Genomic DNA, 24,006 nt, shown 5'->3' with positions numbered 1-24,006 from the left:
GTGGGCCTCCTCGGCTGCGCGGGCCGCGCGGACGGCACGGGCCGCGCGGACGGCGTGTGTTCGGTGACTCATCCCAGCTTTGTGGACGGGCCCGGCCGCCACCATCCGGCAGGCCTGCCGTCACCCCGGGGGCTGTCCCTACGCCCGGCCCTGGGACCGGTAGGTGGCGTCGCCGCTCTCCGTGAGCTGGACGGGCCTGCCGGGTGGGCCCCGGTGGGCCGTCAGTTCACGGCCGGTGCGGGTACGGACCGGGTGAGGTGCCGGGCGAAGAAACGGGCCGCGCTGTCGGCCTCGAACCTGGGGTGCTCCTTGTGCCGGCCCGCGTTGGCGTGCAGGGTCTTCTCCGCGGAGGCGAAGGCGTCGAACAGCGCGAGACCGGCCTCGCGCGGGATGTGTTCGTCGTCCCACTGGAGATGGAACTGCACCGGCACGGTGATCCGCCGGGCCGGCGCGGCCAGGGCGTCGGGCCAGTGGAGGCCGAGCACCGCGGCGGTGATCCGCGGCTCGGCCGCCGTCAGCGGTACGCCGATCGCGGTGGCCATGTTGAGTCCGTAATAGCCCACCGGCCCGTCGGCGCCGATCTCGGGGAGCGTCTGGAGGGCGTCCAGGGTCGCCTGCCACTCGGGCACGGCGCGCTCGGCGAGGTCGGCGTTGTAGCGGACGACGATCGGACCTTCGGGCTCGCCCGCCTCGCGCGCCCGGTAGAGCGCGGCGATCTCCTGCTCGTCGTAGGGCGTGCGCGGCCGGCCGCCGTGGCCGGGCGCGTCGATGCAGGCGACGTGGAAGCCGCAGCCGTGCACGATCCGGTGGGCGCGGCCGGGCATCGCCGGCCACTTCTTGTGGGTGCCGCCGCCGTGCCCCATCAGGACCAGCGGCGCGGGCCGCCCGGAGGTGGAGGCGGGGGCGGGGGCGGGCGACCAGAGCACGCCAGGGATTTCGCCGACGGTGAAGTCGCGTTCGAGGACTCCGCCGGACGACGTCTCGGCGGTGAACTGCAGAGCATGCATGAGGTGTTGCCTTTCGGGACGGCCTTGTCGTTCAGGCGCTCCCGGCGACACCTACGTCGATCGCCCGACCGTGACGGAGCGAGGGAGCACCCACGCGGATACAGCGTTCATGGGTCTCACCTCCTCGGACGACGTCACGGCCCCACGGACGTTACCCGGGCAGGGTGCGCCCGTCCAACGGGTTTTCCCGGCCGCCACCGGCCGCCCCCGCCCCTGCCGTTCGTTCGTCGGTCCAAGAGCCGCCGATCTTTGTCCATGGACGGCACGGCCGCCGGCGGCGAAGGTCGGCGCATGGGTGAATCCACGGTCGGGGAAAGGCACTTGCCGGTGCGGGGACGGATGCCGGGCGGGCTGGTCGCGCTGGCCCTCGGCGGGTTCGGCATCGGGCTGACCGAGTTCCTGATCGCCGGGCTGCTGCCGCAGGTGGCGGCGAGCTTCTCGGTGTCGGAGGCGACGGCGGGCCGGCTGGTCTCGGGGTACGCGCTGAGTGTGGCCGTCGGCGCGATCGTGCTCACCGCGGCGACGGCTCGGCTGCCCCGCAAGCGGGTCCTGGTCGGCCTGATGCTGCCGTTCGTCGTGGGCAACCTGCTGTCCGCCGTCGCGCCCACCTACGGCGTGCTGCTGCTGGGACGGATCGTCGCCGCCCTGTGCCACGGCTCGTTCTTCGGCGTGGGCTCCCTCGTCGCCCGGAGCCTGGTCGCCCCGGAGCGCATGTCCCGGGCGGTGGCCGTCATGTTCGCCGGGCTGACGGTCGCGAACGTGCTCGGTGTGCCGTTCGGCGCGGTGGTCGGCGAGCGCTGGGGGTGGCGGGCGGCGTTCTGGGCCGTCACCGGGATCGGGATGCTCGCGCTGGCGGGCCTCGCCGCCCTCGTGCCGGCCGGGACGGGTGCGGTACCGGGGGCCGTGACGGGCGGCGGTCCACGGGAGCAACTGCGCGCGTTCCGGTCCGCGCAGGTGTGGCTCACCCTCACCGCGACCGCGCTCGGCTACGGCGGGATGTTCGGGGCGTTCAGCTACATCGCCTACACCTTCACCGAGGTCGGCGGGTTCTCCTCGGCCGACGTCGCCTGGCTGCTCATGGTGTACGGCGTCGGCCTGGTCGTCGGGAACGTGGTCGGCGGACGGGCGGCGGACCGGGACCGGGACCGCACGCTGGTGCTCGCGCTGCTCTCGCTGACCGTCACCCTGGCTGTGTTCGGTCTGCTGGCCGGCAGTGCGATCGCGTCCGTGCTCCTGGTGTTCCTGATGGGGTTGACCGGGTTCGCCGCCGTACCCGGCATGATCACCCGGGTGACGGATGCGGCCGGGGGCGCGGCGCTGGCCGCGAGCGCCAACGTGTCCGCGTCCAACGTCGGCAACGCCCTCGGCGCCTGGCTCGGCGGCCTGGCCGTCACGGCCGGCCTCGGCTACACGGCGCCGCTGTACACCGGCGCCGCGCTCACCCTGGCGGCGCTGGTCGTGATGGCCGTCGCCGCGCGCCGGGCCGTTGCTCCCGCCGGGCCGGGCGGCTGAGCACCGGCCGGGCGGCTGAGCACCGGCCGGGCGCCCGGGCGGTCGCTGTCCTTGCCGTGCAGCACCTCGGGCGCCCTGAGCGGCGTCAGACCGGCAGGTGGTGGGTGAACCAGTCGCGGGCAAGATGTGCGACGCGCTCCAGGGTGCCGGGTTCCTCGAACAGGTGGGTCGCGCCGGGGACGACGTCGAGCCGGGTCTCGCCCGGGATCTGCCGGGCCGCCGCCTGGTTCAGCCGCAGGACCTCCCGGTCGAGTTCGCCGACGATCAGGAGGGTCGGCCGGCGGACCGACGCCAGCGCGTCCGGGGCCAGGTCCGGACGGCCGCCCCGGCTGACGACCGCGCGGACGGTGTCCGGACGCGCGGCGGCCGTGACGAGGGCGGCCGCGGCGCCTGTGCTGGCGCCGAAGAGCCCGCGCCCCAGGCCGGCGGCAGGCCCGTACTCCCCGAGCCGGTCGGCGAGGTCGGTCAGGCGTGCGGCGAGCAGCCCGATGTCGAAACGGAGTACCCCCGAAACCGCGTCGGTGCGCTCCTCCTCGCGGGTGAGCAGGTCGGCGAGCACGGTGCCGATCCCCGCGGCGTACAGCTCGCCGGCGACGTACCGGTTGCGGGGGCTGTGCCGGCTGCTGCCGCTTCCGTGCGCGAACAGCACGATTCCCGTGGCCGCCTCCGGGACGGCCACGTCGGCGTCGAGCCACACCCCTGCGGCGGGTATCCGCACGCTCTCCACGACGGCGTTCACGGTCCCTCCTCACCTGCGGGTCCGCCCGCCGGCCCGGGTCCGGCACCGTCTCGGGTGATTGCCCCGGCGGAAGCGGGTACCCGGCCGCCGTGCGAATGCGAACCAATCGCATCAGGCACGCCTAAAAGTTTCATACCCCTCACGGACAAGGGAGGAACAGATGAGCACGGTCAAGGAAACCGTGGACGTCGGCGTCCCGATCCACACGGCATACAACCAATGGACCCAGTTCGGTGACTTCCCGAGCTTCATGGAGGGCGTCGACGAGGTCAGGCAGCTCGACGACCGGCACAACCACTGGACCACCAGCATCGGCGGGGTGCGGCGCGAGTTCGACACCGAGATCGTCGACCAGTTGCCCGACGACCGCATCACCTGGCGGACCGTGGACGGCGACACCAGCCAGCGGGGGACCGTCCGCTTCGAGCCCCTGGACCCGACGCACACCCGGATCGAGCTCACGATGGACGTCGAGCCCTCCGGGATGGCCGAGAAGGGCGCGGACGCGCTCGGCATGATCGACCGGCGGGTCAAGGGGGACCTGCACCGCTTCAAGGACTTCATCGAGCAGCGCGGCGCGGAGAGCGGCGCCTGGCGTGGCCGCATCCGGCCCGGCGACCCCGGCGGCCTTCACTGAGGACGACCGGCGCCAGCGCCGTCCACCGGGAAACCCCGGACCCGCCGCGCGGGTCCGGGGTTTCCCGTCGGTCACTTCGCGCCGCCGCCACCGCCCCCGAAGGACCCGCTGGAGCCGGGCTGCCGGCGGGGGCGGGCCCTGTCCCGGCTGGGCCTGCTGGGCGCGTTGCCGAGCTGGTGCGGGGTGAGCCGCTCACCGCCGTCCGCGGCCCGGGGCACCTCGTTCGGCTCGCGCATGCTCCGCTCCTCGCGCACCGGCCCGGAGTCGGGCAGCTTCGGCTGCTCCGCGGGCCGGGGCGGGGCGGGCTCGCGCCGCCGGACCCCGATGCCGAGGCGCACGGCGCCCATCAGCGCGGCCGTGACGAGCACACCGCACACGACGATGACGATCATCCCCGCCGCCGAGCCGGCGGCGGCCAGTTGCTCCAGTGCTGTGTCCATCAGCGCCGGGTACCCGCCACCAGGCATCGAATGCCCGGCGGCGAGGCGTGGCGGACCCGATGCCCGGCGGGACACCGGTAGCGTCGCCACGAAGCTGACATATCTTCCATGTCGCCATCTGCCCGTCGTGCCGGTTTCCTCGGGACGGCCGAGGAGGACCGTGAGCGAACTCTCGCACCGCGTCGGCACGGTGCCCGCGCCTCCCGCGGCTCCGACCCTGCCGGGCCGCAGACTGCTCGGCTGGCTCTCCACCACCGACCACAAGGTGATCGGCCGCCTGTACATGGTGACGGCGTTCTGCTTCTTCCTGTTCGCCGGGCTGCTGGCGCTGGGCATGCGGGCCGAACTGGCCCACCCCGGGCTGCAGTTCCTGAGCGACCAGACCTACAACCAGTTCGTCACCGTCCACGGCACGATCATGATGCTGCTGTTCGCGACGCCGATGTTCGCGGGGTTCGCCAACGCGGTCATGCCGCTCCAGATCGGCGCCCCTGACCTGGCGTTCCCGCGGCTCAACGCGCTGTCGTACTGGATGTACCTGTTCGGTGGGCTGATCGTGGTCTCCGGGTTCCTGGTGCCCGGCGGGCCGGCCGCGTTCGGCTGGTTCGCGTACGCGCCGCTGAACAGCGCCTACTTCTCCCCCGGCGCGGGCGGCGACCTCTGGGTGACGGGGCTGGTGGTGTCGGGTGTGTCGACGACGCTGACCGCGGTGAACTTCCTCGCCACGGTCCTGTGCCTGCGCGCCCCCGGCATGACCATGTTCCGGATGCCGATGTTCACCTGGAACGTGCTGTTCACGTCGGTCCTGGTGCTGCCCGCGTTCCCCGTGCTCACGGCGGCCCTGCTCGCCCTGGAGTCCGACCGCAAGTTCGGCTCGCACGTCTTCGACGCCCACAACGGCGGTGCGCTGCTGTGGCAGCACCTGTTCTGGTTCTTCGGGCATCCCGAGGTGTACATCGTGGCGCTGCCGTTCTTCGGGATCGTCTCGGAGATCATCCCGGTGTTCTCGCGCAAGCCGCTCTTCGGCTATCTGCCGATGATCGGGGCCACCACCTCGATCACCATGCTGTCCGCGGTCGTCTGGGCGCACCACATGTTCGCGACCGGGGCGGTGCTGCTGCCGTTCTTCTCGATCATGTCGTTCCTGATCGCCGTCCCGACCGGGATCAAGTTCTTCGCCTGGATCGGGACGATGCGCGGCGGCTCGCTCTCCTTCGAGACGCCGATGCTCTGGTCGACGGGTTTCCTGGTGACGTTCCTGCTCGGCGGGTTGAGCGGGGTGCTCGTCGCGTCGCCCCCGCTGGACTTCCACGTCACCGACTCCTACTTCATCGTGGCCCATCTGCACTACGTGCTGTTCGGGACGGTGGTCTTCGCGACGTTCGCCGGGTTCTACTTCTGGTGGCCCAAGTTCACCGGGAAGATGCTCGACGAGCGGCTCGGCAAGGTGCACTTCTGGCTGCTCTTCCCGGGGTTCCAGCTGACGTTCCTGGTGCAGCACTGGCTCGGGGCCGAGGGCATGCCCCGCCGGTACGCGAACTATCTGCCGGCGGACGGGTTCACCCTCCTCAACGCCCTCTCGTCGGCGGGCGCGTTCCTGCTGGGCGTCTCCACGCTGCCGTTCCTCTACAACGTCTGGCGCACCGCCCGCACCGGACGGCGGGTCGAGGAGGACGACCCGTGGGGGTACGGGCGCGGCCTGGAGTGGGCGACGAGCTGCCCGCCGCCGCGGCACAACTTCGTGGCGCTCCCCCGGGTGCGCTCGGAGTCGCCGGCGTTCGACCTGCACCATCCGGAGATCGTGCGGGCGGCGGAGCGGGAGGGGCCGCGGTGAAGGCCGAGGCGCTGCTCTTCGGCGGGGTGGCGGTCTTCTTCGGCGCCGCCGCCGCGCTGTACGGCGTGTGGTCGCACGCCGACCCCACCGGGACGACGGCGCTGGTCGTGGCGTTCGGGATGGCCGCGCTGGTGTCGTTCTTCTGCGCGGTCGGCTACGTCCGGCACGGCCGGCGCCCGCAGGACCGCACGGACGCGGAGGTGGCGGACGCGGCCGGGCCGGTGGACTTCTTCCCGCCGCACAGCTCCTGGCCCGTCGTCACCGCGCTCGGGTTCGCGCTCGCGGCGACCGGGGTGGTGTTCGGGCTGTGGCTGTTCCTCATCGGCCTCGGTGTTCTCGCTCGGGGTGTCGCCGGTCTGGTCTTCCAGCACGTGAACCGGGGGGCCGAACAGGACTGAGCGGCCGGCGCGGGGCGCCCGGCCGGAACGAGGTCACCGGGCGGTGGCCGCTCTCGTAGCCACCGGCGAGGTTCTGCCGCACCTCACCGGTCTCCTCGCCCGCGGCCAGCCGTTCCTGTTCGGCGTGCAGCAGGGCCCGGCACAGCGCGCGGGTGAGGAAGAAGGCGATGACCGGGGCGGCGATCAGCAGGACGCGGAAGATCCAGGTCAGTGCGTTCACCGAGATCCGGAAGGTCTGCGCCATGACGTCGTTGCCGCCGGCCAGCAGCAGCACACCGTAGAAGGTGATGCCGGCGACGCCGAGCCCGGTGCGGGCGGGCCGTTCGCGCGGGCGGTCGCAGAGGTGCTGCTCCTGTCGCCACTCGCCGCTCAGCCGCTGCTCGGCGAAGGGGTAGGCGTACAGCACGAGGAAGAGCAGCGCGGGCAGGACCACGGCCGGCAGCAGCACGTTCCACATGAGGGTGTGCCCGGCGAGGTTCGTCTCCCAGGGCGGGACCAGCCGCAACGAGCCCTCCAGGAAGCCGACGTACCAGTCCGGCTGGGAGCCGGTCGACACCTGGTCGGGGCGGTACGGACCGTACTTCCACACCGGGTTGATCTGGGCGACCCCGGCGAGCACCACCAGCACTCCGCAGACGGCGAGCGACAGGCCGAGGGAGGAGGCCGTGAAGCGCGGGTACAGCGGCTTCCCGACGACGTTGGTGTTCTTGTGGCCGGGGCCGCGCCAGTGGGTGTGCTTGAGCGAGAAGACCAGGATCAGGTGGACGGTGACCAGGGCGATCAGCGCGCCCGGCAGCAGCAGGATGTGCAGGCTGTACAGCCGGGGGACGATGTCGTGGCCGGGGAACTCGGAGCCGAACGCGAACATCGCGAGGTACGTCCCGGCGACCGGGATCGACTGCATGATGCCCTGGGCGATGCGCAGCCCGGTGCCGGACAGGAGGTCGTCGGGCAGGGAGTAGCCGGCGAAGCCCTCGGCGAGGGCGAGCGTGAAGAGCGTGACGCCGACGGCCCAGTTCAGCTCCCGGGGCCGCCGGAAGGCGCCGGTGAAGAAGATCCGCAGCAGGTGCACGCCGATCGCGGCGACGAAGACCAGCGCGGCCCAGTGGTGGGTCTGCCGCATGAGCAGGCCGCCGCGGACGTCGAAGCTGATGCGCAGGGTGGAGTCGAAGGCCCCGGACACGGGCTGCCCGAGCAGGGGGACGTACGACCCCTGATAGACGACGTCCTGCATCCCGGGTGCGAAGAAGAACGTCAGCCACACGCCCGTGAGCACGAGGACGATCAGGCTGTAGAGGGCGATCTCGCCCAGCAGGAACGACCAGTGGTCGGGGAAGGACTTGCGCAGCAGCTGCCCGGCCCCGTCGTGGACGGGCAGCCGGGCGTCGGCCGCGTCCGCGAGCCGCTCCCCCGCCGCGCCGTGCTCGGGATCCACCAAACGCCCTCCTCGCCTCCCGCCATCCCTTGCCCGGGCGGCGCGGGGCGAGCACCCGGCCGGCGCGAAACACTCGCGCGGCCGGGCCGCGGCACCCGATCGGCTGAGAGCGCGGGCGGATCGGGTGTTCTCCCGGCCCTGCCGTCAGGTGTCGGGCCGGGCCGCGCTGATGTCGCCGAGAGCGGACGTCTCGTCGCGTTCGATCGCGAGGTCGCCGATGGCGATGATGCCCACCGGCCGGTCGCCGTCGACGACCGGGAGCCGCCGTACGGCGTGCTCGCGCATCAGCCGGACCGCCCGGTCCAGGCTGTCGTCCGGGGTGACGGTGACCAGGTCCTCGCCGGCCGCCTGCATCACGGCGGTCCGCTCCGGGTCGACGCCCTCGGCGAAGGCCCGCACCACCAGGTCGCGGTCGCTCACCAGGCAGCGCAGGTGTCCGTCCTCGGTGACCACGACCGAGCCGACGCCCTCGTCCCGCAGCACGCGGGCCGCGGAGGTCGCGGGCACCCCGTGCAGGCCGCACCGGCCCGGCACCCGGCGGTGACGGCCGCGACCACGACCGCCCTGACCGTCGCGGCGGTCGGCGGGGTACGGCGACTGCTGGGCACGAGGGGTACGTAGCAGGTCCCCCGGTTTCCGGGAGATTTCCGGCGGCTGTGAGTGCCGAAAGTGATGGTCACGACTTGGGTCCGAGCGCTTGTGCGGTTGTGCGGTGCAGTGGACCATGGCCGAATCGCGCCCCTCCCGAGCACGCTGGAGCTCCCGGTGACCGCTGCCCCTCTCGCACCCGAGCCGGTCGACACGCCGGCCGCCGCCCAGGCGGAACGGCAGAAGCTGCGCAAGCACTTCGGCCGCTTCGACATCCTGTTCTTCCTGCTGTGCACCATCGTCGGGGTGGACACCATCGGTGCCGTGGCCTCGTCCGGTGCCGAGGCGTTCACCTGGCTGATCGTGCTGGCCGTGGTGTTCTTCGTGCCGTCCGCGCTGCTGATCGCCGAGCTCGGGGCGGCCTTCCCCGACGAGGGCGGCCCCTACATCTGGACCAGCCGGGCCTTCGGACGGCTGGCCGGTGCCGTCAACAACTTCCTGTACTGGATCACCAACCCGGTGTGGCTGGGCGGCACCCTCGCCGTCTCCGCCGTCACGGCGTACACCACCTTCTTCAACGGCGGGAAGGAGCTGAGCACCCCCGCCTTCTACGTCTTCACCGTCGTCTTCGTCTGGGTGGGCGTGCTCGCCGCGATCCTCTCCTTCGACGTCGGCAAGTGGATCCCGACCATCGGCGCCTGGAGCCGGTTCGTGCTGCTCGGCCTGTTCACCGTCACCGTCGTGGTCTACGGGATCCAGCACGGTCTGCACGGCTTCGGCATCGGCGATTTCTCGCCGACCTACGCGGGATTCGTCGGCCTGGTGCCGGTCCTGATGTTCAACTACGTCGGCTTCGAGCTGCCCAACACGGCCGGCGACGAGATGACGAACCCGCAGAAGGACATCCCGTACGGCATCTTCCGCAGCGCCGTCCTCTCCGTCCTCCTGTACGCGCTGCCGATCCTCGGCATCCTGCTCGTCCTGCCGGTGAAGGCGATCACCGGCCTCGGCGGTTTCGTCGACGCCATCCGGCAGGTCTTCACGGTGTACGGCGGCCACGTCGGCGCGGACGGCACGGCCACGCTCAGCGGGTTCGGCACCGTGCTCGGCGACCTGGCCGGGATCATGTTCATCCTCACGGTGCTGTCCTCCGGCGTCACCTGGATCATGGGGTCGGACCGCGCCCTGGCCGTCTCCGGCTACGACGGCGCCGCGCCGCGCTTCCTGGGGGTGATCTCCAGCCGGTTCGGCACCCCGGTCCGGGTGAACATCCTCAGCGGCCTGGTCTCCACCGCGGTCCTGATCCTGGCCCACCAGCTGACCAACGGCAGCGCGGCCAAGCTCTTCGGCGCGGTCCTCGGCCTCGCCGTGTCGACCACCCTCGTCAGCTACCTGGGCATCTTCCCGGCGCTGCCGTTCCTGCGCCGCAAGTACCCGGACACGCCCCGCCCGTACCGGACTCCCCTCCCCTGGGTCGTCAGCACGGTCCTCACCCTGCTGATCCTGTTCGCCAGTGTGCAGCTTGTGGCGCCCGGGGCCGGCGACCACTGGTTCGGCGCCGACTACGCGCCGGACGGCTGGACCCACGCCGAGCGCGGGAAGTACCTGCTCACGGAGCTGATCCCGCTCCTCGGCTTCATGTTCCTGGGTGTCGTGTTCTGGGCGCTGGGACGGCCGACCCGGCGGGCTGCCGCCGAAAAGTAGGGCCCGAATGCTTGAACCGTAAACATGTGGTGCCTACGGTTGCGCCCATGCCCCTCATTCGCGAACTGCTGATCGGCGGCAAGGACGTCCCCGCCCTGTCCGGCCGTACCACCGAGGACATCGCCCCCTACACCGGCGAGGTCTACGCCACGGTCGCCGCGGCCGGACCCGAGGACGTGACCCGCGCCGTGGACGCCGCCGACGCGGCCTTCGAGGACTGGGCCGCGCTCGCCCCCTTCGCCCGCCGCGCGATCTTCCTGAAGGCCGCCGACCTGCTGGAGTCGCGCGCGGAGCAGGTCGCCGACCTGATGGCCCAGGAGGTCGGCGGCACCCGGCCGTGGGCAGGCTTCAACGTGGGGCTCGCCGCGAACATCCTGCGCGAGGCGGGGGCCGCGATCACCGCGCCGCGGGGCGAGGTGCTCAGCGCCCAGGAGCCGGGCACCCTGGGGCTCGCGGTACGGGAGCCGCTCGGCGTGGTGGCGGCGTTCGCGCCGTGGAACGCTCCGGTCATCCTCGGCGTCCGGGCGGTCGCGGCGCCGCTCGCCGCCGGCAACACGGTCGTCGTCAAGCCCAGCGAGGACGCGCCGATCGCCTGCGGGCTGCTCGTCGCGGACGTGCTCCGCGAGGCCGGGCTGCCCGACGGCGTGCTGAACGTGGTCACCAACGCCCGGGAGGACGCCGCCGGGATCGCGGAGGCGCTGATCGCCGACCCGCGGGTGCGGGCCGTGAACTTCACCGGCTCCACCGGCGTCGGCCGGATCATCGGCACCCACGCGGCACGGCACCTCAAGCCGGCGGTGCTGGAGCTGGGCGGCAAGAACGCGGTCCTCGTCCTCGCGGACGCCGACGTGGACTACGCGGTGGACGCCGTCACCTTCAGCATGTTCATGAACTCCGGGCAGATCTGCATGTCGGGCGACCGCATCCTCGTCCATGAGTCCCTCGCCGAGGAGTTCACCGGCAAGCTCGGCGCCAAGGTCGCCGCCCTCCCGGCCGGCGATCCGGGCGATCCGCACACCGTGGTGGGCCCGCTGGTCACGGCCGCCGCGGCGGAGCGTGTCGCGGGCCTGGTGGCGGACGCCGTCGGCAAGGGCGCCACCGTGCTCACCGGGGGCGGCCGGCCGGAGGGTGCGGTGCATCCGGCGACCGTCCTCACCGACGTCCCCAAGGACGCCGAGCTGTACCACGCGGAGGCCTTCGGACCGCTGGGCGTCGTCGAGACCTTCGCGGACGACGCTGCCGCGATCGCCCTGGCCAACGACACGGACAACGGCCTGACCTGCGGCATCATCACCGAGAACGCGACGCACGGGCTGGCGGTCGCGCGCCGGATCCGTACCGGGATCGTCCACATCAACGACCAGTCCGTGGCCGACGAGCCGCAGGCCCCCTTCGGCGGGGTGCAGGCCTCCGGGTACGGCCGGTTCGGCGGCCGGTGGGGCATCGAGGCGTTCTCCAACACCCGCTGGGTGACCCTCGCGACCCAGCAGGCGCACTACCCGTTCTGAGCGCCGGGGCCGCCCCGCCGAAGCGGCCCTATGACGGGGCGGGCTCACAGCGGGTCGGTCCAGCCGGCGTCCGAGCGGGTCAGGGTGAACGCGGTCAGGGTGCAGCCGGCCAGGAGCAGGGTGCCGAGCAGCAGCGGCAGGGACGGGTCGCCGAAGCGGACGGCGCAGGCGCCGACGAGGGCTCCCGCGAACATCGCCAGGACCGACAGGGCGCGGCGGCCCGTCCTGCCGCCGGGGCCACCGGCGGCCCTGCTGTCGGCGGCGATGCCGGTGATGGTCATGGTCAGGACGGTCGTGGTCAGGTCCGGTACGGCGAGGGCGCGCGCCGTCGCGTTCTGGATGCCCAGGGCGAGGCCGAGCAGCGCGATCAGCGGGTACCGGGCCCCGGCCGCGCCGAGCGGGGCGTGGTAGCGGGCGACGACGTAGGCGGCCAGGACCAGGGCCGTCTCCAGGACGAGCGCCACGTGCAGGACGCGGCCGCGGTGGGCCCGGCACCAGTGGGCGACGCGGCCGCCCAGCAGGGCGCCCGCCCCGAAGGCGGCCAGCGCGGCGAGCGAGGCGGCCAGGGAGAAGCCGGCGGCGCCCGCGACGGCGAAGCCGGAGAAGACGACGTTGCCCGTCATGTTGGCGACGAAGACATGGCCGAGGACCAGGTAGCTGAAGGCGTCCACGAGGCCGGTCACCACGGTGAGGGCGAGCATCACCGGGGGCAGGGGGCCGTGCCGGTCGGCCGGGTCGGGCAGCACGGTGGCCCGTGCGTCTCGGACTACGGGCCGGACCGCGTCCATGATCGACATGGTGGTCCATTCGGGTCGGGAACCGGGGGCACGCCCGGTGGCGTGCGTCTCCTCCAGCCTCCGGCGGCCCCGGCCGCGCCGTCCAACATATGGATCCGGGCGCAGCGATCGCTCATGCCGATCGACCGTCCACGTGCCGGTCGAGGACGTCGAGGAAGGCGGCGCCGGCCGGCGCGAGGCGGGTGCCGTCGTAGACCACGCAGATGTGGCTCACCGCCCGGTCGTCCACGAGGCGCAGCATCCGGGCGCCGCGGGGCAGTTCGACGGTGGTGCCGAGGCCGAGCAGGGAGCCGGGTCCGACGATGGAGGAGCGGGGGACGACGGTGACGCCCACCCCGCGTACGGCGAGCCGGATCATGTCGTGGATCTGGCCGACCTCGAAGTCCTGCCCCGCCTCGACGCCGGCCCGGGCGAAGGCCGCCTCGACCTGCCGGCGCAGGCCGCTGCCGCGGGAGAACTGGATCAGCGGGTGGCTGTCCGGCAGGTCGGCGAGGTCGATGGCCTCCCGGTCGGCGAGGGCGTGCTCCCGGGGGACGACGGCGACCAGCGGGGCGCTGCCGAGCTCCCGGTGGTCCAGGCCCTCCGGCACCTCCCCGGCGGCCATGCTGACGACGGCGACGTCGAGGGTGCCGGCGAGCACCTCGGCGGCCATCCGGGAGCTGGGCGCGTTGGACACCCGCAGGTCGACGCCGGGATGGCGGGCGCGGTAGTCGGCCGCGACCTCGACCATGTCGAGGGACACGGCCATGGTCTGCACCAGGCCGAGCCGCAGCCTGCCGCGGCGCACCCCGGCCAGCGCGTCGAGGGCGGCCTGGGCGTTGTCGATGTCCGCCAGGATGCGCCGGGCCAGCGGTTCCAGCACTTCACCTGCGGCGGTCAGCCGTACCGACCGGCTCGTGCGGTGGAACAGCGGGGCGCCGACGTCCTTCTCCAGCCGGGCGATCTGCTGGCTGAGCGCGGACTGCGCGACGTAGCACTGGGCGGCGGCCCGGGTGAAGTTGCGGGTGTCCGCGACCGCCAGGAAGTACGTGAGATGCCGCAGCTCCATGCGATCAATCTCTCCTGGCGATGCAGGGCCGTCAATCGATGCGCCCGGCAGATCCCCCGCGCCGGGGGCGGCCCGGGCCGGCCCCCGCTGACTGCCCGTTCGGGCACAGGGCGAGCCGAGAGGGCAGCCCTGCTTGCGGGGGCGCGGTCCCGGCGCGTAAGAAAGCGGCGTACGGAAGCTGGGCAGGCGGGGACCGGGGCGCCCGGACCGGCCTCCACCTCGCGGGGGAGCGGCGACGACATGGCAGGCACCACGAAGGACGACGGCGGCGCTGGTTCCCCGGTCCCCGGTTCGGCCTGGGCGCCGCTGGCGCTGCCGGTGTTCCGGGCGCTGTGGATCGCGCAGTTCGTGTCGAACATCGGCACCTGGATGCAGACGGTCGGCGCGCAGTGGCTGCTGCTGGGCCACGGGGCGGCCCTGGTCACACTCGTGCAGACGGCGTCCAGCCTGCCCGTCGTCCTGCTGGCGCTGCCGTCGGGGGTGCTCGCCGACCGGTTCGACCGGCGTGGGCTGCTGGTCGTCGCCCAGGTCGCCATGTGCGCGGTGGCGGCGGTCCTCGCGGTACTGGCCTTCGCCGGCGCGCTCGCGCCGGGTGCGCTGCTCGCGCTGACGTTCCTGCTGGGCTGCGGCACCGCCCTGATGAGCCCGGCCTGGCAGGCGATCCAGCCGGAACTCGTGGGCCGCGCCCAGCTCGGGCAGGCCTCCGCGCTGGGCGCGGTCAACATGAACCTGGCCCGCGCCATCGGACCGGCCGTCGGCGGTGTGCTGGTCGCGGCGGCGGGCGCGGGGTGGACGTTCGCCTTCAACGCGGTGTCCTACCTGGGCATCGTGGCCGTGCTGCTGCTGTGGAAGCGTCCCGCGGGCGCGTCCGTCCCGGCCGCCGAGGGCGAGGGGTTCTTCACCGCCCTGTACGCGGCCCGCCGGTACGTGTGGAACGCGCCCGGCGTCCGGCGGGTGCTGCTGCGCACCGCGCTGTTCATCCCCGGTGCGGCCGCGGTGTGGTCGCTGCTGCCGCTGGTCGCCGGCGACTCGCTGCACCTGGGCTCCGGCGGCTACGGCCTGCTGCTGGCCGCCGTCGGGTTCGGCGCGGTGGGCGGTGCGTTCCTGCTGCCGCGGCTGCAGAGGCTGCTCGGCGCCAACGGGGTCCTGGCCGCCGGGGCCGTCACCTTCGGGGTGGTCCTGGCCGTCCTGGCCACGGTCCACGTCACCTGGGTGGCCGCGGTCGCGCTGCTGCCCGCGGGGGTGGCCTGGATCGCGGTCCTGTCCACGCTGAACGCCGCGACCCAGACCCGGCTGCCCGGCTGGGTGCGCGCCCGCGGACTCGCCGTGTACCTGCTGGTCTTCCAGGGCGGCCAGGCCCTCGCCGCCCCGTTGTGGGGCACGCTGGCCCAGGGCGCGGGGCTCGGCACCGCGCTGCTCGTGGCCGCGGGGCTGCTCGTGCTCACCGCCGCGACCGTGCCGCTGTGGCCGCTGTACGACGCCGCGCGGATCGACCCGACCCCGTCCGACCACTGGCCGACCCCGCCCCTGGTGTACGAACCCGGACCGGCGGACGGGCCGGTCCTCGTCTCGATCGTCTACCACGTCGCCCCCGACGACCGGGCGCCCTTCGCCCGGGCGATGGAGAACGTCGCCCGCTCCCGGCGCCGGACCGGGGCGCTCACCTGGGGTCTGTACGAGGACGGCACCGAACCCGGCCGGTTCATCGAGAACTACCTCGTCGGGTCGTGGGCGGAGCACCTCGCGCAGCACCACACCCGCCAGACCGTGACCGACCGGCACTTCGAGGAGCAGGCCCGGTCCTACCTGCTGCCCGGCACCGCGCCCGAGGCCACGCACGCCTTCGACGCCGCCGTCGCCGCGGGCAGGGGCCACCGGGCCCCCGCACCGCCGCCGGCTCCGGACGTCTCCCCCGCCTCCGGAGCCGTCCAGGACGGGTAGCCGAAGATCATTGCGCGTACGCTCGTGCCCATGGTTCAGCATCGAATGGTCGACGTGAACGGGATCCGGCTGCACATCGCCGAGGAGGGTTCAGGTCCGCTGGTGGTGCTGCTGCACGGCTTCCCCGAGTCCTGGCACTCCTGGCAGCACCAGTTCGGCCCGCTGGCCGCGGCCGGCTTCCACGTGGTCGCCCCCGACCAGCGCGGGTACGGCAGCAGTGACCGTCCCGCGGACGTCGAGGCGTACGACATCCTCCACCTGGCCGGTGATGTCGTCGGCCTGATCCGGGAGCTGGGCGAGGAGCGGGCGTTCGTCGTCGGGCACGACTGGGGCGCGCCGGTGGCCTGGCACACCGCGCTGTTCCGGCCCGACCTGGTGCGCGGGGTGGCCGGGCTGAGCGTGCCGCCGCCGTTCCGCGGGGCGCAGCCGCCGCTGCGGACCATGGAGCAGAGGTTCGGCGGGCGCTTCTACTGGAACTACTTCGACCGCCCCGGTGTCGCCGACGCCGAGTTCGGCCGCGACCCGCGCGCCACGCTGCGGAAGTTCTTCACCATGGCGTCCGGGGAGGGCGCCGGGACCGGTGAGGTACGGCAGCCGCTGGTCGACCCCGAACGCGGCTGGCTCGCGGACATGCCGGATCCGGAGACCCTGCCGGGGTGGTTCACCGAGGCGGACCTCGACGCGCTCACCGAGAGTTTCTCCCACGGTTTCACCGGCGCCCTCAACTGGTACCGCAACCTCGACCGCAACTGGGAACTGACCGCCCCCTGGCAGGGTGCCGTCGTCACCCCGCCCGCGCTGTACGTCTACGGCGACCGCGACCTGGTCCCGGCGTTCCCCGGCACGCCCGAACTCATCGCCCGCCTGCCCGAGTTGATGCCGAACCTGGTACGCGAGCCGGTCAGGCTGGCGGGCTGCGGGCACTGGACCCAGCAGGAGCGCCCCGACGAGGTGAACGCGGCACTGCTCGACTTCCTGAAGTCCCTCGCCTGAGCGTCTTCCCGCGGCCCGTCAGCGCCGGGCACGACGACCGCGCCCTGCGGTTCCGGCACTCCGGCGTGCGGTTCTTCGACCTGGACCTGCCGGACGTCGTCGCCGACAAGGCCCGGCGTCTGCGGGCGCTGGACACGGACACCACCGGCGTCGTCCTGACCCCGGTGGACTTCGCCACCGACGACGTCGCCGACGTCCTGGCCGGCGCCGGGCACGACGCCCGGCAGCCGACCCTCTTCATCGGCGAGCACCTCGTCCTCTTCCTTCGCCCCGACGCCGTGCAACGCCTCCTGACCGGCGTCTCCGGCCGCGCCGCGAAGGGCAGCACCCTGGGCCTCACGGTCGAGGTGCACCCCGCCGGCCTCGATTCCGCGCTCGTCGTCCCGACGGTGGACGAGGTGATGTTCGGCGGCGCCGGCCCCCTGCACACCATCAAGGACCGCGGAGCCTGGCTGACCCTGTTCGAGCAGCACGGCCGGCGGGTGGAGGGCGCTGCCGAGCCGACGGCCGTCGACCACTTCGAGCTGCCCATGACCGGCCGACGGGTCCAGATCCAGACCCAGTTCCTCACCGCGACGACCGGGTGACGTGGGGCGGTCAGCAGCCTGCCCCTACGATCCTCCCGTGAGCTCGTGGAACAAGACCCTGACCGCGGCAGGCATCACGGACCCGGAACCGCGCCGGGACTACGGCGTCCAGCGCCGCCTGGTGCGGCAGTACCGGCGCAGCGCCTACCTGGCCTGCCGGGTGCTGCTGCCGCCCGCCGTACTGCCCCATGTGGTGGCCGCGACGGCCGTGATGCACCACGGGGACACCCTCCTGGACTCGGGCCCGAAGCCGGAGCGGGCGGCGGCCTGGGACGCCTGGGAGAAGCGGGTGCGCACCGCGCTGGAGACCGGGACCAGTGACGATCCGCTGATCCGCACCCTGCTGCACACCGTCACCGCCCACCCGCGGCACCGGGAGGCCGTGGAGGCGTATCTGGCCACCGCCGCGGCCGAGCTGGCGTTCGAGGGCTTCGCGACGGAGGCCGACTACCAGGCCTACGTGGACGCCTACTCACTGCCCGCCTTCCTGCCGATCGCCGGGCTGCTGGGGCCGGAGAGCGACACGGACGGGCGGTTCCGGGCGGGGTGCCGCACGCTCATCGACGGCAGCCAGCGGCTGGACTTCGTCAACGACCTCGCCGAGGACCTGCGCGAGGGTCATCTGGGCATCCCGGCGGAGACCCTGGAGCGTTTCTCGGTCACGGTGGCGGACCTGGCGGCGGGCCGGGCCTCCGCCGGGCTGCGCGCCCTCGTGGAGCAGCAGGTCGAGGCGGCCCGGGCCGATCTGCGGTCGGGCCGGGAGGTGCTGGGCCTGATGCCGCCCGCCCACCGGCCGATGGTGAGCGCCCTCGTCGACATCGAGCTGATGACCGCCGAGGCGGTACTGGCCCGCGGGACGGGGGTGCTGCGGGGTTCCGCGTCGCCGTCCACGGCGGGCACCCTCAAGCTGCTGCTCGGTGCCCGCCGGGCGGCGGTACGCGCTCAGCGGTAGCAGGTGGTGACGCCCGGGTGCCAGCGGCAGGCGATCCCGGCGAAGCCGCCGTTGTCGACGACGTCGATGCTCAACTCGTCACCGCCGCGCAGGACTCGGCTGTCCTGGACGAGTCCGTCGGCACCGTCCCGGATCGTCTGCACCAGCCACCGGCCGCGGCCGACGGTCAGGGGCACGGTGGCGGTGCGGGCGGCACCGGCGTAGACCCCGCCGAGGAACCAGCGGTCCCCTCCGCGCCGGGCGAGCACTGCCTCCTGCCCCGGGCTGCCGGCCAGCAGCCGGGTGTCGTCCCAGGCGGCGGGCTCCTGGTCGAGGAAGTCCCGGGCGAGGGGCCGTTGGTCGTACGACTCGGGGGTGCCCGCGAACATCTGGAGCCCCGACTCGTAGGCGACGGTGAGCCCGACCTCGGCCGCGTCCGAGTTCGGGCGCAGGCCGACGCGCTGGAAGCCGCCGGGGGTGAAGTCCATGGAGCCGATGACGTTGCGGGTGAAGGGCAGGGTGGTGAGGTGGGCGGCGGTGTTGGTGCGCTTCTCCTCGCCTCCGACGGCCTCCATGCTCATCACCTGGGGCCAGGTCCGCTGGATGCCCTTGGGCAGGGTGGCGCCGTGGAAGTCGACCATGAGGTGGTGGGCGGCGGTCTCCGCGAGGACGGTGTCGTACCACTGGAACATGGACTGCGCCTCGGAGTTCATGAAGTCGATCTTGACTCCCTTGACGCCCCAGTGCTCCAGAGTGGGCAGCCACCGGGCGCGCTCCTCGGGGGTGTCGAGGTCGCGCTGGTGGACCCAGACGATGATCCCGACGCCCTTCGCCCGTGCGTAGTCGACGAGTTGGGGCATCCAGCTGTCGGTCTGCCAGTCCGGGTCGGTGACGTCCCACTCGTCCTTCTTGAAGTACCAGCCGGAGTCGACCGCCTCGTAGGGCCAGTGATGTGCGGCCGCGTAGTCGACGTACGCCTTCTGCGCGTCGAGGCTCTGACCGGCGGTGCGGCCGCCGGCCAGCCAGGTCCACAGCACCGTGCCGGGACGGATCCAGGAGGTGTCGGCGACCTTGGAGGCGGGAGCGAGGTCGTCGGTGAAGGTGGACCGGGTGACGGTGGCGAGGTCCCCGGTGATCATGGCCCGCCAGGGGGTGGTCAGGGACCCCTCGGTGTGCACCTGGCTGTCGGCGAGCCTGACCTGGTACGTGCCGGTGCCCCGGGTGTGGGCGAGCCGGGCGCCGGAGTAGGTGCCGGAGAGGTCGGACTCGGCGAGCAGGGTGTAGCCGCCGTCGGTGGCGAACAGGGCCTGGTCGGAGTATTCGCCGGTCGGGGCGGTCGCGGCGGTGTACTGGTCGAACTGGCCCTCGTTGTCGACCCGGTAGGTGCTGAGCCAGGCGCCCGCGTCCGCCGGCAGGTTGAACGCGGAGGTCTCGCCGAGGACGTCGCCGTACCCGGCGGGCAGGACGTAGCGGTAGGCGATGCCGTCGGCGGCGGCGCGGACGACGAGGTCGAGGCGGGCGCCGGCGGCGGTGGCGAAGGACAGCCGGGTCTCGTTCATGCGTACCCGGCGGTCCAGGCGCTTGCCGGACTTCGCCCGGTAGTGCTCCTCGACCGTCCGGTCCGTGCGGTGCAGGAAGCGCAGCCCCTGGGAGAGGTCGGCCTGCTGGGTGACGATACCGACGGGCGACGGTTCGATCACCGTACGGCCGTCACGGGAGACCGCGAGGCTGAGGGTGCCGGTGGTGTCGTCGAGGGCCATCCGGGCGCGGGGTGCATGGGCCGCCTCGGTCACGGTCCAGGTGTGCGGGGGCCGGTGCTGCGGTTCGGCCCGTGCGGGTGCGGTGGCGAGGAGGGTGGCCGCCAGTCCGGCGCAGAGCGCGGCGGCCACGGTTCTCACGGATCTCGGGGGTGGAACGGCCATGTGAACCCTGCCTTACGGTCGGTGGTTACGGCAGTCCCCACGCCGCGCCCGGTTCGCCGACGGCGACGGGGGCGATGACGAGGTCGGGGCGGGAGCCGGAGTACACGAGGACCTCGCGGCCGCGGGGCAGGTCGATGGCGAGGGTGCCGTCGCCGAGGTCGTGGGTGCGGGCCGCGGTGCCGTCGTCGAGCAGGACGGTAAGCCGGCCGGTCAGGCCGTGCCGGAGCCGGAGGGGCTCGCCGGCCAGACTGCGGATCCGGATGAACCGGGTGCTGCCCGCCTTGCGCACCGCGCTGACCAGGAAGGCGCCCTGGGTGCGGAAGTCGTGCAGGGTGAGGTCGGCCCAGGCGGTCGGGACGGCCGGGAAGACGCGGATGATCCCGCCCCAGCTCTGGCAGAACATGTCGTGCAGGGACTGCGAGGCGGACAGCGGGGTCTCGATGACCGGACCGGCCTCGGTGTAGTGGGTGTTGGCCCGGCAGGGGTAGCGGGTCGTGGGGTCGAAGAACTTCCGCAGGTAGCCGATGGCGGTGTCGCCGTCACCGGTCATCGCGTACATCGAGGCGGCCCCGGTGTAGCTGTAGCCGCGGTGCGCCCCGGTCAGCGCGTGCCAGCGCACGACCGACTTCGTGATCAGGTCGCGGTTCTCCGGCTGGTCCCAGTTGACGAGGTACAGCGGGTACACCATCAGCAGGTGCGAGTAGTGGCGGTGGGACTGGTCGTACGGGGTGTCGGCGCCGATCATGAAACCGTTGCCGTCGACCGGGTACGGGGTGAGCCGGGTGAGAATCTCCTGCCAGCGCGGCTTCAACTCGTCTTCGATGCCCAGCAGTTCGGCGGAGTCGAGGAGGGTCTGGCAGCCCCAGCGGATCAGGGCGAGGTCGTAGTTGGTGTCCTGCGGCGGGACGACCGGGTACTCGGGCGAGAGCGTGCTCGGCAGGTGCAGCCGGCCGTCGCTGCCCGGGGTGAGGAAGTGCCAGTAGTAGGTGATCGTACGGCGCAGCAGCGGGTAGATCGTGTCGCGGAGGAGGGACGTGTCCATGGAGTGGCGGTACGACAGCCAGACGTTGTGCAGCGCCCAGGTGAGGTCGCCGGTCTCGGCGCCGGTTCCCGGCCTGCCCACCTCGCGGTCGGCGAACATGTCGGAGCTGCGGCCGATACCGGAGCTGTCCGGTCGGTAGACGGCCGGCACGTTGGCGGTGAGCTGCTCCTGACTCTGGCGCAGGGTCGTGGCCAGGGAGTCGAGCTCCGGGTGGTTGAAGGCGTGGATCAGCCAGTATTCGAGCTGGACGTTGAGGTTCCACCAGACCGCCGGCCAGGGGGTGGGTTCCAGCCAGGGGCCGGGGGTGGCCATGACCGGGCCGTCGGCGCGGCTGGCGGAGGCGACCTTGTAGAGCTGGATCCAGTGGAAGCTCTGCAGCCGCTGGTCGGGGAACGAGACGAAGCTCTTGCGGTAGAAGGCGTGCCACCACCGGGTGTGGCGTCGCCTGAGCGTGCCGTATGACACCGCACTTCGCAGCCGACGCCGGGAGTCCGCCTCGGCGGCGCTGTCCGACGGGAAGCTGTGCCCGACGCTCAGCAGCAGATCGTCGCCGGTACGGCGGTAGGAGGTGGCCGTCTGTCCGCCGCCGGTCAGGGGTTGCAGGACCTGCTCGGTGCCGTCGGCCGTGGTGCGGGTGGTCCAGGGCGGGTTGGCGGTGTAGCCGGCGGGCGGTGCCTCCTGGATCTTGCGGGGGCTGATGGCCTCCTCGGGGTGGAAGGTCCAGGTGACGCGTTCGCCGCCTGCTGCCGTGGCGCGGACGGCGAGGACCTCGTCGTGGATGAGGGCGGCGAGGGTGAGGGTGCCCGCGGTCGTGGTGACGGTGCCGGTGAGTTCGGCGTTCCAGAGGCTGAGGCGCCAGTCGACGGCGGTGACGGTGCCGACCGGTTCGAGGGTGAGGTGCCCGACGGGCAGCCGGGCGGTGCCCCAGCCGCTGCCGAACTCCGGGCGGTGGTCCTGGACCCGGCCGTGCTGGACGGTGAAGCGGATCTGGTTGGCGCCGGGCTCCTGGTAGACCATGCTGCCGAGCAGCCCGTCACCGAGGAACGGCCCCTCGTACCAGAGGGTCGGCAGCCTGCTCCACAGCAGGTCCTGGCCGCGCAGGAAGCGGTCCCAGGCGCCGTCGGTGGTCATGGTGTTGCGGAGTTTCCAGGGGCGGCGGGCCGCCGGCGCGGCCGGTGCCGCGGCGCCCGTGGCGGCGGGTTCCGTCGACGCCGCGTGGGCGGTTCCGGACAGGGTCACGGCCGCCGCCCCGCCGAGGGCGGTGCCGAGTACGGCTCTGCGGGGCATCGGCGAACGTTGCTCAGGGTGCGAGGTCATCATCGTCCTCCAGACCTGACGGATCATCGATACATCGGGTGTATCGGGGAACCTAAGGACCTGGATTGCACCTGTCAACAGCCTCAACACGGCCGCGATCGCACCCAATTGGGTCAAGGACGGGGCTTGAGCTCGGCGTTCACATCAGTAGCCTCGGCTCAAATCCTTGACTCCTCCGATGTATCGGAGTTGCCTGCCGTCCGTCCAATGCCTGCACGCATGGCCGCCGCCCCGGCCGGCGGCCGGCCGCGGACGTCGTTCACCCACAGCCGGCGGAAGATCCGGGGAACTTCATCCGAACGACAGGCAGGCAGGCAGACGAACAGGCACGCAGCGGCGTTCACCACGTCTGTTCAGCGTCTGTCGGAGGTCTGTTCCAGCCGCTGCTCCGGCCGCTGCTCCGGCCGCGCGGAGGCCGGTCTTCACGGCCTCCGCGACTGGACCGGGTGACCGGCCTCGGCCGTCAGCTCTTGTGCCACTTCTGGTTGGGGGTGCCCGAGCAGGTCCACAGCTGGAGCTTGGTGCCGTTGGCCGTGCCGTTGTCGGTGGCGTCGACGCACTTGTCGGCCAGGGCGCTGACCAGGTCGCCGTGGGCGCTGAGGTAGAAGAGCTGGGCGCGGTTTCCGTTGCACCTGGCGACCTGGATGGCGGTGCCGTTCGCGGTGTTGCCCCAGGCCAGGTCCATGCACAGGCCGAGCGAGCGGACGGTGCCGTCCGACTGGAAGACCCACTTCTGCTTGGCGGCGCCCGAGCAGTCCAGGATCTCCAGCCGGGTGCCGTCGCCGCCCGCGTTGGTGACGTCGATGCACCGGCCGGATCCGGTGCCGACGAGCTTCACGCCGGACACGGTGGTGGTCTTCGTACCGCCGCCTCCCGACGCGGAGCCGCCGGACGAGGACGTGCCCGAGGAGGACGTGCCCGAGGAGGAGGACGTGGTGCCGCCGGAGGTGGAACCGGACGATGTGGAGCCGGACGCCGTGGAGCCGGACGACGTGGAACCGGAGTTCGGGTCCGGGGCCGAGCCGGGGCCGGAGCCGACGGTGCCGCCTCCCGACTGCTGCCCGGTCGAGCCGGTGCCCGTGCCGCCGGCCGATCCGGAAACGCCGGAGGTGGTCTTCCCGGGCTTGTCGGCGGTGACGTGCGAGGGCGTCGCGGACGAGGACGGCGACGGGGACCCGGAACCGGTGGTGCCGGACAGGGGCGTCGGCTCCCCCGCCGCCACCACGTCGGCCGGTGCGGTGTCCGGGTCGGGGAAGAGGTCCACCCGGCTCAGCAGCGGCACGGCCAGGGCGACGACGACGGTGAGCCCGGCCGCCGCGCCGACGGTCGCCCACACCCGCGCGCCCGGCACCAGCCCGCGGCGGGGCACGGCGGGCCGGCGGGCGAAGGTGTCGCTGAAACGTCCCGTCGTCGTGCCGGGCCGTTCCGCCGGGGGCCGGGGTTTGCGAAGGGGCGGCACGTCGTCTCCTGAAGGTCTCGTGCGGGGTCTTGGAACGCCCGGAACAGGCAGGGCACAGGAACAGTAACCAAGGCACGGCACCGATCCGCCCACCCGTCGACGAAGATCCGGCCGAACGTCACCTTCCGTCCACCTATGCCGAATTACCTGTGACGAACCTGTTGAAG

The 24,006-nt window shown here is 72.8% G+C and carries 20 protein-coding genes; 10 read left to right on the top strand and 10 right to left on the bottom strand.

All coding sequences use genetic code 11. The features are described 5' to 3' along the window. Window positions 1–221: 221 nt before the first annotated feature. Complete coding sequence (locus AB0472_RS22625; protein ID WP_366358299.1) at window positions 222–1,007, bottom strand: alpha/beta hydrolase; 786 nt, start codon at window positions 1,005–1,007, stop codon at window positions 222–224. A gap of 339 nt (window positions 1,008–1,346) precedes the next feature. Between AB0472_RS22625 and AB0472_RS22620 the strand changes: the two genes are divergently transcribed. Continuing rightward, window positions 1,347–2,519 carry an MFS transporter gene (locus tag AB0472_RS22620; RefSeq protein WP_366358335.1) on the top strand — a complete coding sequence of 391 codons (1,173 nt, stop codon included), beginning with the start codon at window positions 1,347–1,349 and terminating at the stop codon, window positions 2,517–2,519. 85 nt (window positions 2,520–2,604) lie between these two features. Here the strand turns inward: AB0472_RS22620 and AB0472_RS22615 are convergent, their stop codons facing one another. After that, window positions 2,605–3,258 carry a hydrolase gene (locus tag AB0472_RS22615; protein ID WP_366358297.1) on the bottom strand — a complete coding sequence of 218 codons (654 nt, stop codon included), beginning with the start codon at window positions 3,256–3,258 and terminating at the stop codon, window positions 2,605–2,607. Between the two features lie 160 nt (window positions 3,259–3,418). Between AB0472_RS22615 and AB0472_RS22610 the strand changes: the two genes are divergently transcribed. Continuing rightward, window positions 3,419–3,895, top strand: coding sequence for an SRPBCC family protein (locus tag AB0472_RS22610; protein ID WP_366358295.1), 477 nt, complete (start codon window positions 3,419–3,421; stop codon window positions 3,893–3,895). Between the two features lie 71 nt (window positions 3,896–3,966). Here AB0472_RS22610 and AB0472_RS22605 read toward each other — a convergent pair whose 3' ends face one another. Continuing rightward, entirely contained in the window at window positions 3,967–4,335 is a 369-nt protein-coding gene (locus tag AB0472_RS22605) for a DUF6479 family protein (protein WP_366358293.1), read from the bottom strand. A gap of 190 nt (window positions 4,336–4,525) precedes the next feature. Between AB0472_RS22605 and ctaD the strand changes: the two genes are divergently transcribed. Next, a complete protein-coding gene (gene ctaD, locus AB0472_RS22600; protein ID WP_366358333.1) occupies window positions 4,526–6,169 on the top strand; it encodes a cytochrome c oxidase subunit I in 1,644 nt (547 codons plus the stop codon). After that, window positions 6,166–6,567 (top strand): cytochrome c oxidase subunit 4, encoded by a 402-nt coding sequence (locus AB0472_RS22595; protein ID WP_366358292.1) that lies wholly within the window; start codon window positions 6,166–6,168, stop codon window positions 6,565–6,567. Before ctaD ends, AB0472_RS22595 begins: the two co-directional genes overlap by 4 nt. On the opposite strand, the gene AB0472_RS22590 is transcribed toward AB0472_RS22595, so the two are convergent. Next, window positions 6,488–8,002: a ubiquinol-cytochrome c reductase cytochrome b subunit gene (locus tag AB0472_RS22590; protein ID WP_366358291.1), complete on the bottom strand. Its 1,515-nt coding sequence runs from the start codon at window positions 8,000–8,002 to the stop codon at window positions 6,488–6,490. The genes AB0472_RS22595 and AB0472_RS22590 overlap by 80 nt on opposite strands. 144 nt (window positions 8,003–8,146) lie before the next feature. Further along, window positions 8,147–8,509, bottom strand: a complete 363-nt coding sequence (locus AB0472_RS22585) for a CBS domain-containing protein (RefSeq protein ID WP_366358290.1) — start codon at window positions 8,507–8,509, stop codon at window positions 8,147–8,149. A gap of 258 nt (window positions 8,510–8,767) precedes the next feature. Here AB0472_RS22585 and AB0472_RS22580 point away from each other — a divergent pair, with 258 nt between their 5' ends. Continuing rightward, window positions 8,768–10,294: an APC family permease gene (locus AB0472_RS22580; protein ID WP_366358288.1), complete on the top strand. Its 1,527-nt coding sequence runs from the start codon at window positions 8,768–8,770 to the stop codon at window positions 10,292–10,294. Between the two features lie 47 nt (window positions 10,295–10,341). Continuing rightward, window positions 10,342–11,802, top strand: a complete 1,461-nt coding sequence (locus tag AB0472_RS22575; protein WP_366358286.1) for an aldehyde dehydrogenase family protein — start codon at window positions 10,342–10,344, stop codon at window positions 11,800–11,802. Window positions 11,803–11,846: 44 nt separating this feature from the next. Here AB0472_RS22575 and AB0472_RS22570 read toward each other — a convergent pair whose 3' ends face one another. Together AB0472_RS22570 and AB0472_RS22565 are read right to left on the bottom strand one after the other, a co-directional pair. Then, entirely contained in the window at window positions 11,847–12,599 is a 753-nt protein-coding gene (locus AB0472_RS22570; protein ID WP_366358284.1) for a YoaK family protein, read from the bottom strand. 112 nt (window positions 12,600–12,711) lie between these two features. Further along, a complete protein-coding gene (locus AB0472_RS22565; protein ID WP_366358282.1) occupies window positions 12,712–13,647 on the bottom strand; it encodes a LysR family transcriptional regulator in 936 nt (311 codons plus the stop codon). Window positions 13,648–13,887: 240 nt separating this feature from the next. Between AB0472_RS22565 and AB0472_RS22560 the strand changes: the two genes are divergently transcribed. The 4 genes from AB0472_RS22560 to AB0472_RS22545 are packed head-to-tail and all read left to right on the top strand — an operon-like array spanning window position 13,888 to window position 18,120. Then, a complete protein-coding gene (locus tag AB0472_RS22560) occupies window positions 13,888–15,588 on the top strand; it encodes an MFS transporter (protein ID WP_366358280.1) in 1,701 nt (566 codons plus the stop codon). A 30-nt stretch (window positions 15,589–15,618) separates the two neighbouring features. Continuing rightward, window positions 15,619–16,581, top strand: a complete 963-nt coding sequence (locus AB0472_RS22555; RefSeq protein ID WP_366358278.1) for an alpha/beta hydrolase — start codon at window positions 15,619–15,621, stop codon at window positions 16,579–16,581. Then, on the top strand, window positions 16,503–17,168 hold the full coding sequence (locus AB0472_RS22550; protein WP_366358331.1) for a class I SAM-dependent methyltransferase: 666 nt from the start codon (window positions 16,503–16,505) through the stop codon (window positions 17,166–17,168). Before AB0472_RS22555 ends, AB0472_RS22550 begins: the two co-directional genes overlap by 79 nt. A 37-nt stretch (window positions 17,169–17,205) precedes the next feature. Further along, window positions 17,206–18,120, top strand: a complete 915-nt coding sequence (locus AB0472_RS22545; RefSeq protein ID WP_366358277.1) for a squalene/phytoene synthase family protein — start codon at window positions 17,206–17,208, stop codon at window positions 18,118–18,120. Here AB0472_RS22545 and AB0472_RS22540 read toward each other — a convergent pair. The 3 genes from AB0472_RS22540 to AB0472_RS22530 form a co-directional block, all read right to left on the bottom strand. Continuing rightward, window positions 18,111–20,021, bottom strand: a complete 1,911-nt coding sequence (locus AB0472_RS22540; protein ID WP_366358275.1) for a glycoside hydrolase family 97 catalytic domain-containing protein — start codon at window positions 20,019–20,021, stop codon at window positions 18,111–18,113. The genes AB0472_RS22545 and AB0472_RS22540 overlap by 10 nt on opposite strands. 25 nt (window positions 20,022–20,046) lie before the next feature. Continuing rightward, window positions 20,047–22,380 (bottom strand): Tat pathway signal sequence domain protein, encoded by a 2,334-nt coding sequence (locus tag AB0472_RS22535; protein WP_366358330.1) that lies wholly within the window; start codon window positions 22,378–22,380, stop codon window positions 20,047–20,049. 463 nt (window positions 22,381–22,843) lie between these two features. Then, window positions 22,844–23,839, bottom strand: coding sequence for an RICIN domain-containing protein (locus tag AB0472_RS22530; RefSeq protein ID WP_366358273.1), 996 nt, complete (start codon window positions 23,837–23,839; stop codon window positions 22,844–22,846). Window positions 23,840–24,006: the final 167 nt, after the last annotated feature.

The sequence above is a fragment of the Streptomyces sp. NPDC086777 genome, from assembly GCF_040702065.1.
GTDB lineage: Bacteria > Actinomycetota > Actinomycetes > Streptomycetales > Streptomycetaceae > Streptomyces.
The sequence above is the reverse complement of the archived record's forward strand: the minus strand, read 5'-3'. Positions and strand labels throughout refer to the sequence as shown.

What these genes read in the sequence shown, in the direction of transcription:
- AB0472_RS22625 (WP_366358299.1), bottom strand. Translation starts at nt 1,007, where the DNA reads ATGCATGCTCTGCAGTTCACCGCCGAGACGTCGTCCGGCGGAGTCCTC.
- AB0472_RS22620 (WP_366358335.1), top strand. Translation starts at nt 1,347, where the DNA reads ATGCCGGGCGGGCTGGTCGCGCTGGCCCTCGGCGGGTTCGGCATCGGG.
- AB0472_RS22610 (WP_366358295.1), top strand. Translation starts at nt 3,419, where the DNA reads ATGAGCACGGTCAAGGAAACCGTGGACGTCGGCGTCCCGATCCACACG.
- AB0472_RS22605 (WP_366358293.1), bottom strand. Translation starts at nt 4,335, where the DNA reads ATGGACACAGCACTGGAGCAACTGGCCGCCGCCGGCTCGGCGGCGGGG.
- AB0472_RS22575 (WP_366358286.1), top strand. Translation starts at nt 10,342, where the DNA reads ATGCCCCTCATTCGCGAACTGCTGATCGGCGGCAAGGACGTCCCCGCC.
- AB0472_RS22570 (WP_366358284.1), bottom strand. Translation starts at nt 12,599, where the DNA reads ATGTCGATCATGGACGCGGTCCGGCCCGTAGTCCGAGACGCACGGGCC.
- AB0472_RS22565 (WP_366358282.1), bottom strand. Translation starts at nt 13,647, where the DNA reads ATGGAGCTGCGGCATCTCACGTACTTCCTGGCGGTCGCGGACACCCGC.
- AB0472_RS22560 (WP_366358280.1), top strand. Translation starts at nt 13,888, where the DNA reads ATGGCAGGCACCACGAAGGACGACGGCGGCGCTGGTTCCCCGGTCCCC.
- AB0472_RS22555 (WP_366358278.1), top strand. Translation starts at nt 15,619, where the DNA reads ATGGTTCAGCATCGAATGGTCGACGTGAACGGGATCCGGCTGCACATC.
- AB0472_RS22540 (WP_366358275.1), bottom strand. Translation starts at nt 20,021, where the DNA reads ATGGCCGTTCCACCCCCGAGATCCGTGAGAACCGTGGCCGCCGCGCTC.
- AB0472_RS22535 (WP_366358330.1), bottom strand. Translation starts at nt 22,380, where the DNA reads ATGACCTCGCACCCTGAGCAACGTTCGCCGATGCCCCGCAGAGCCGTA.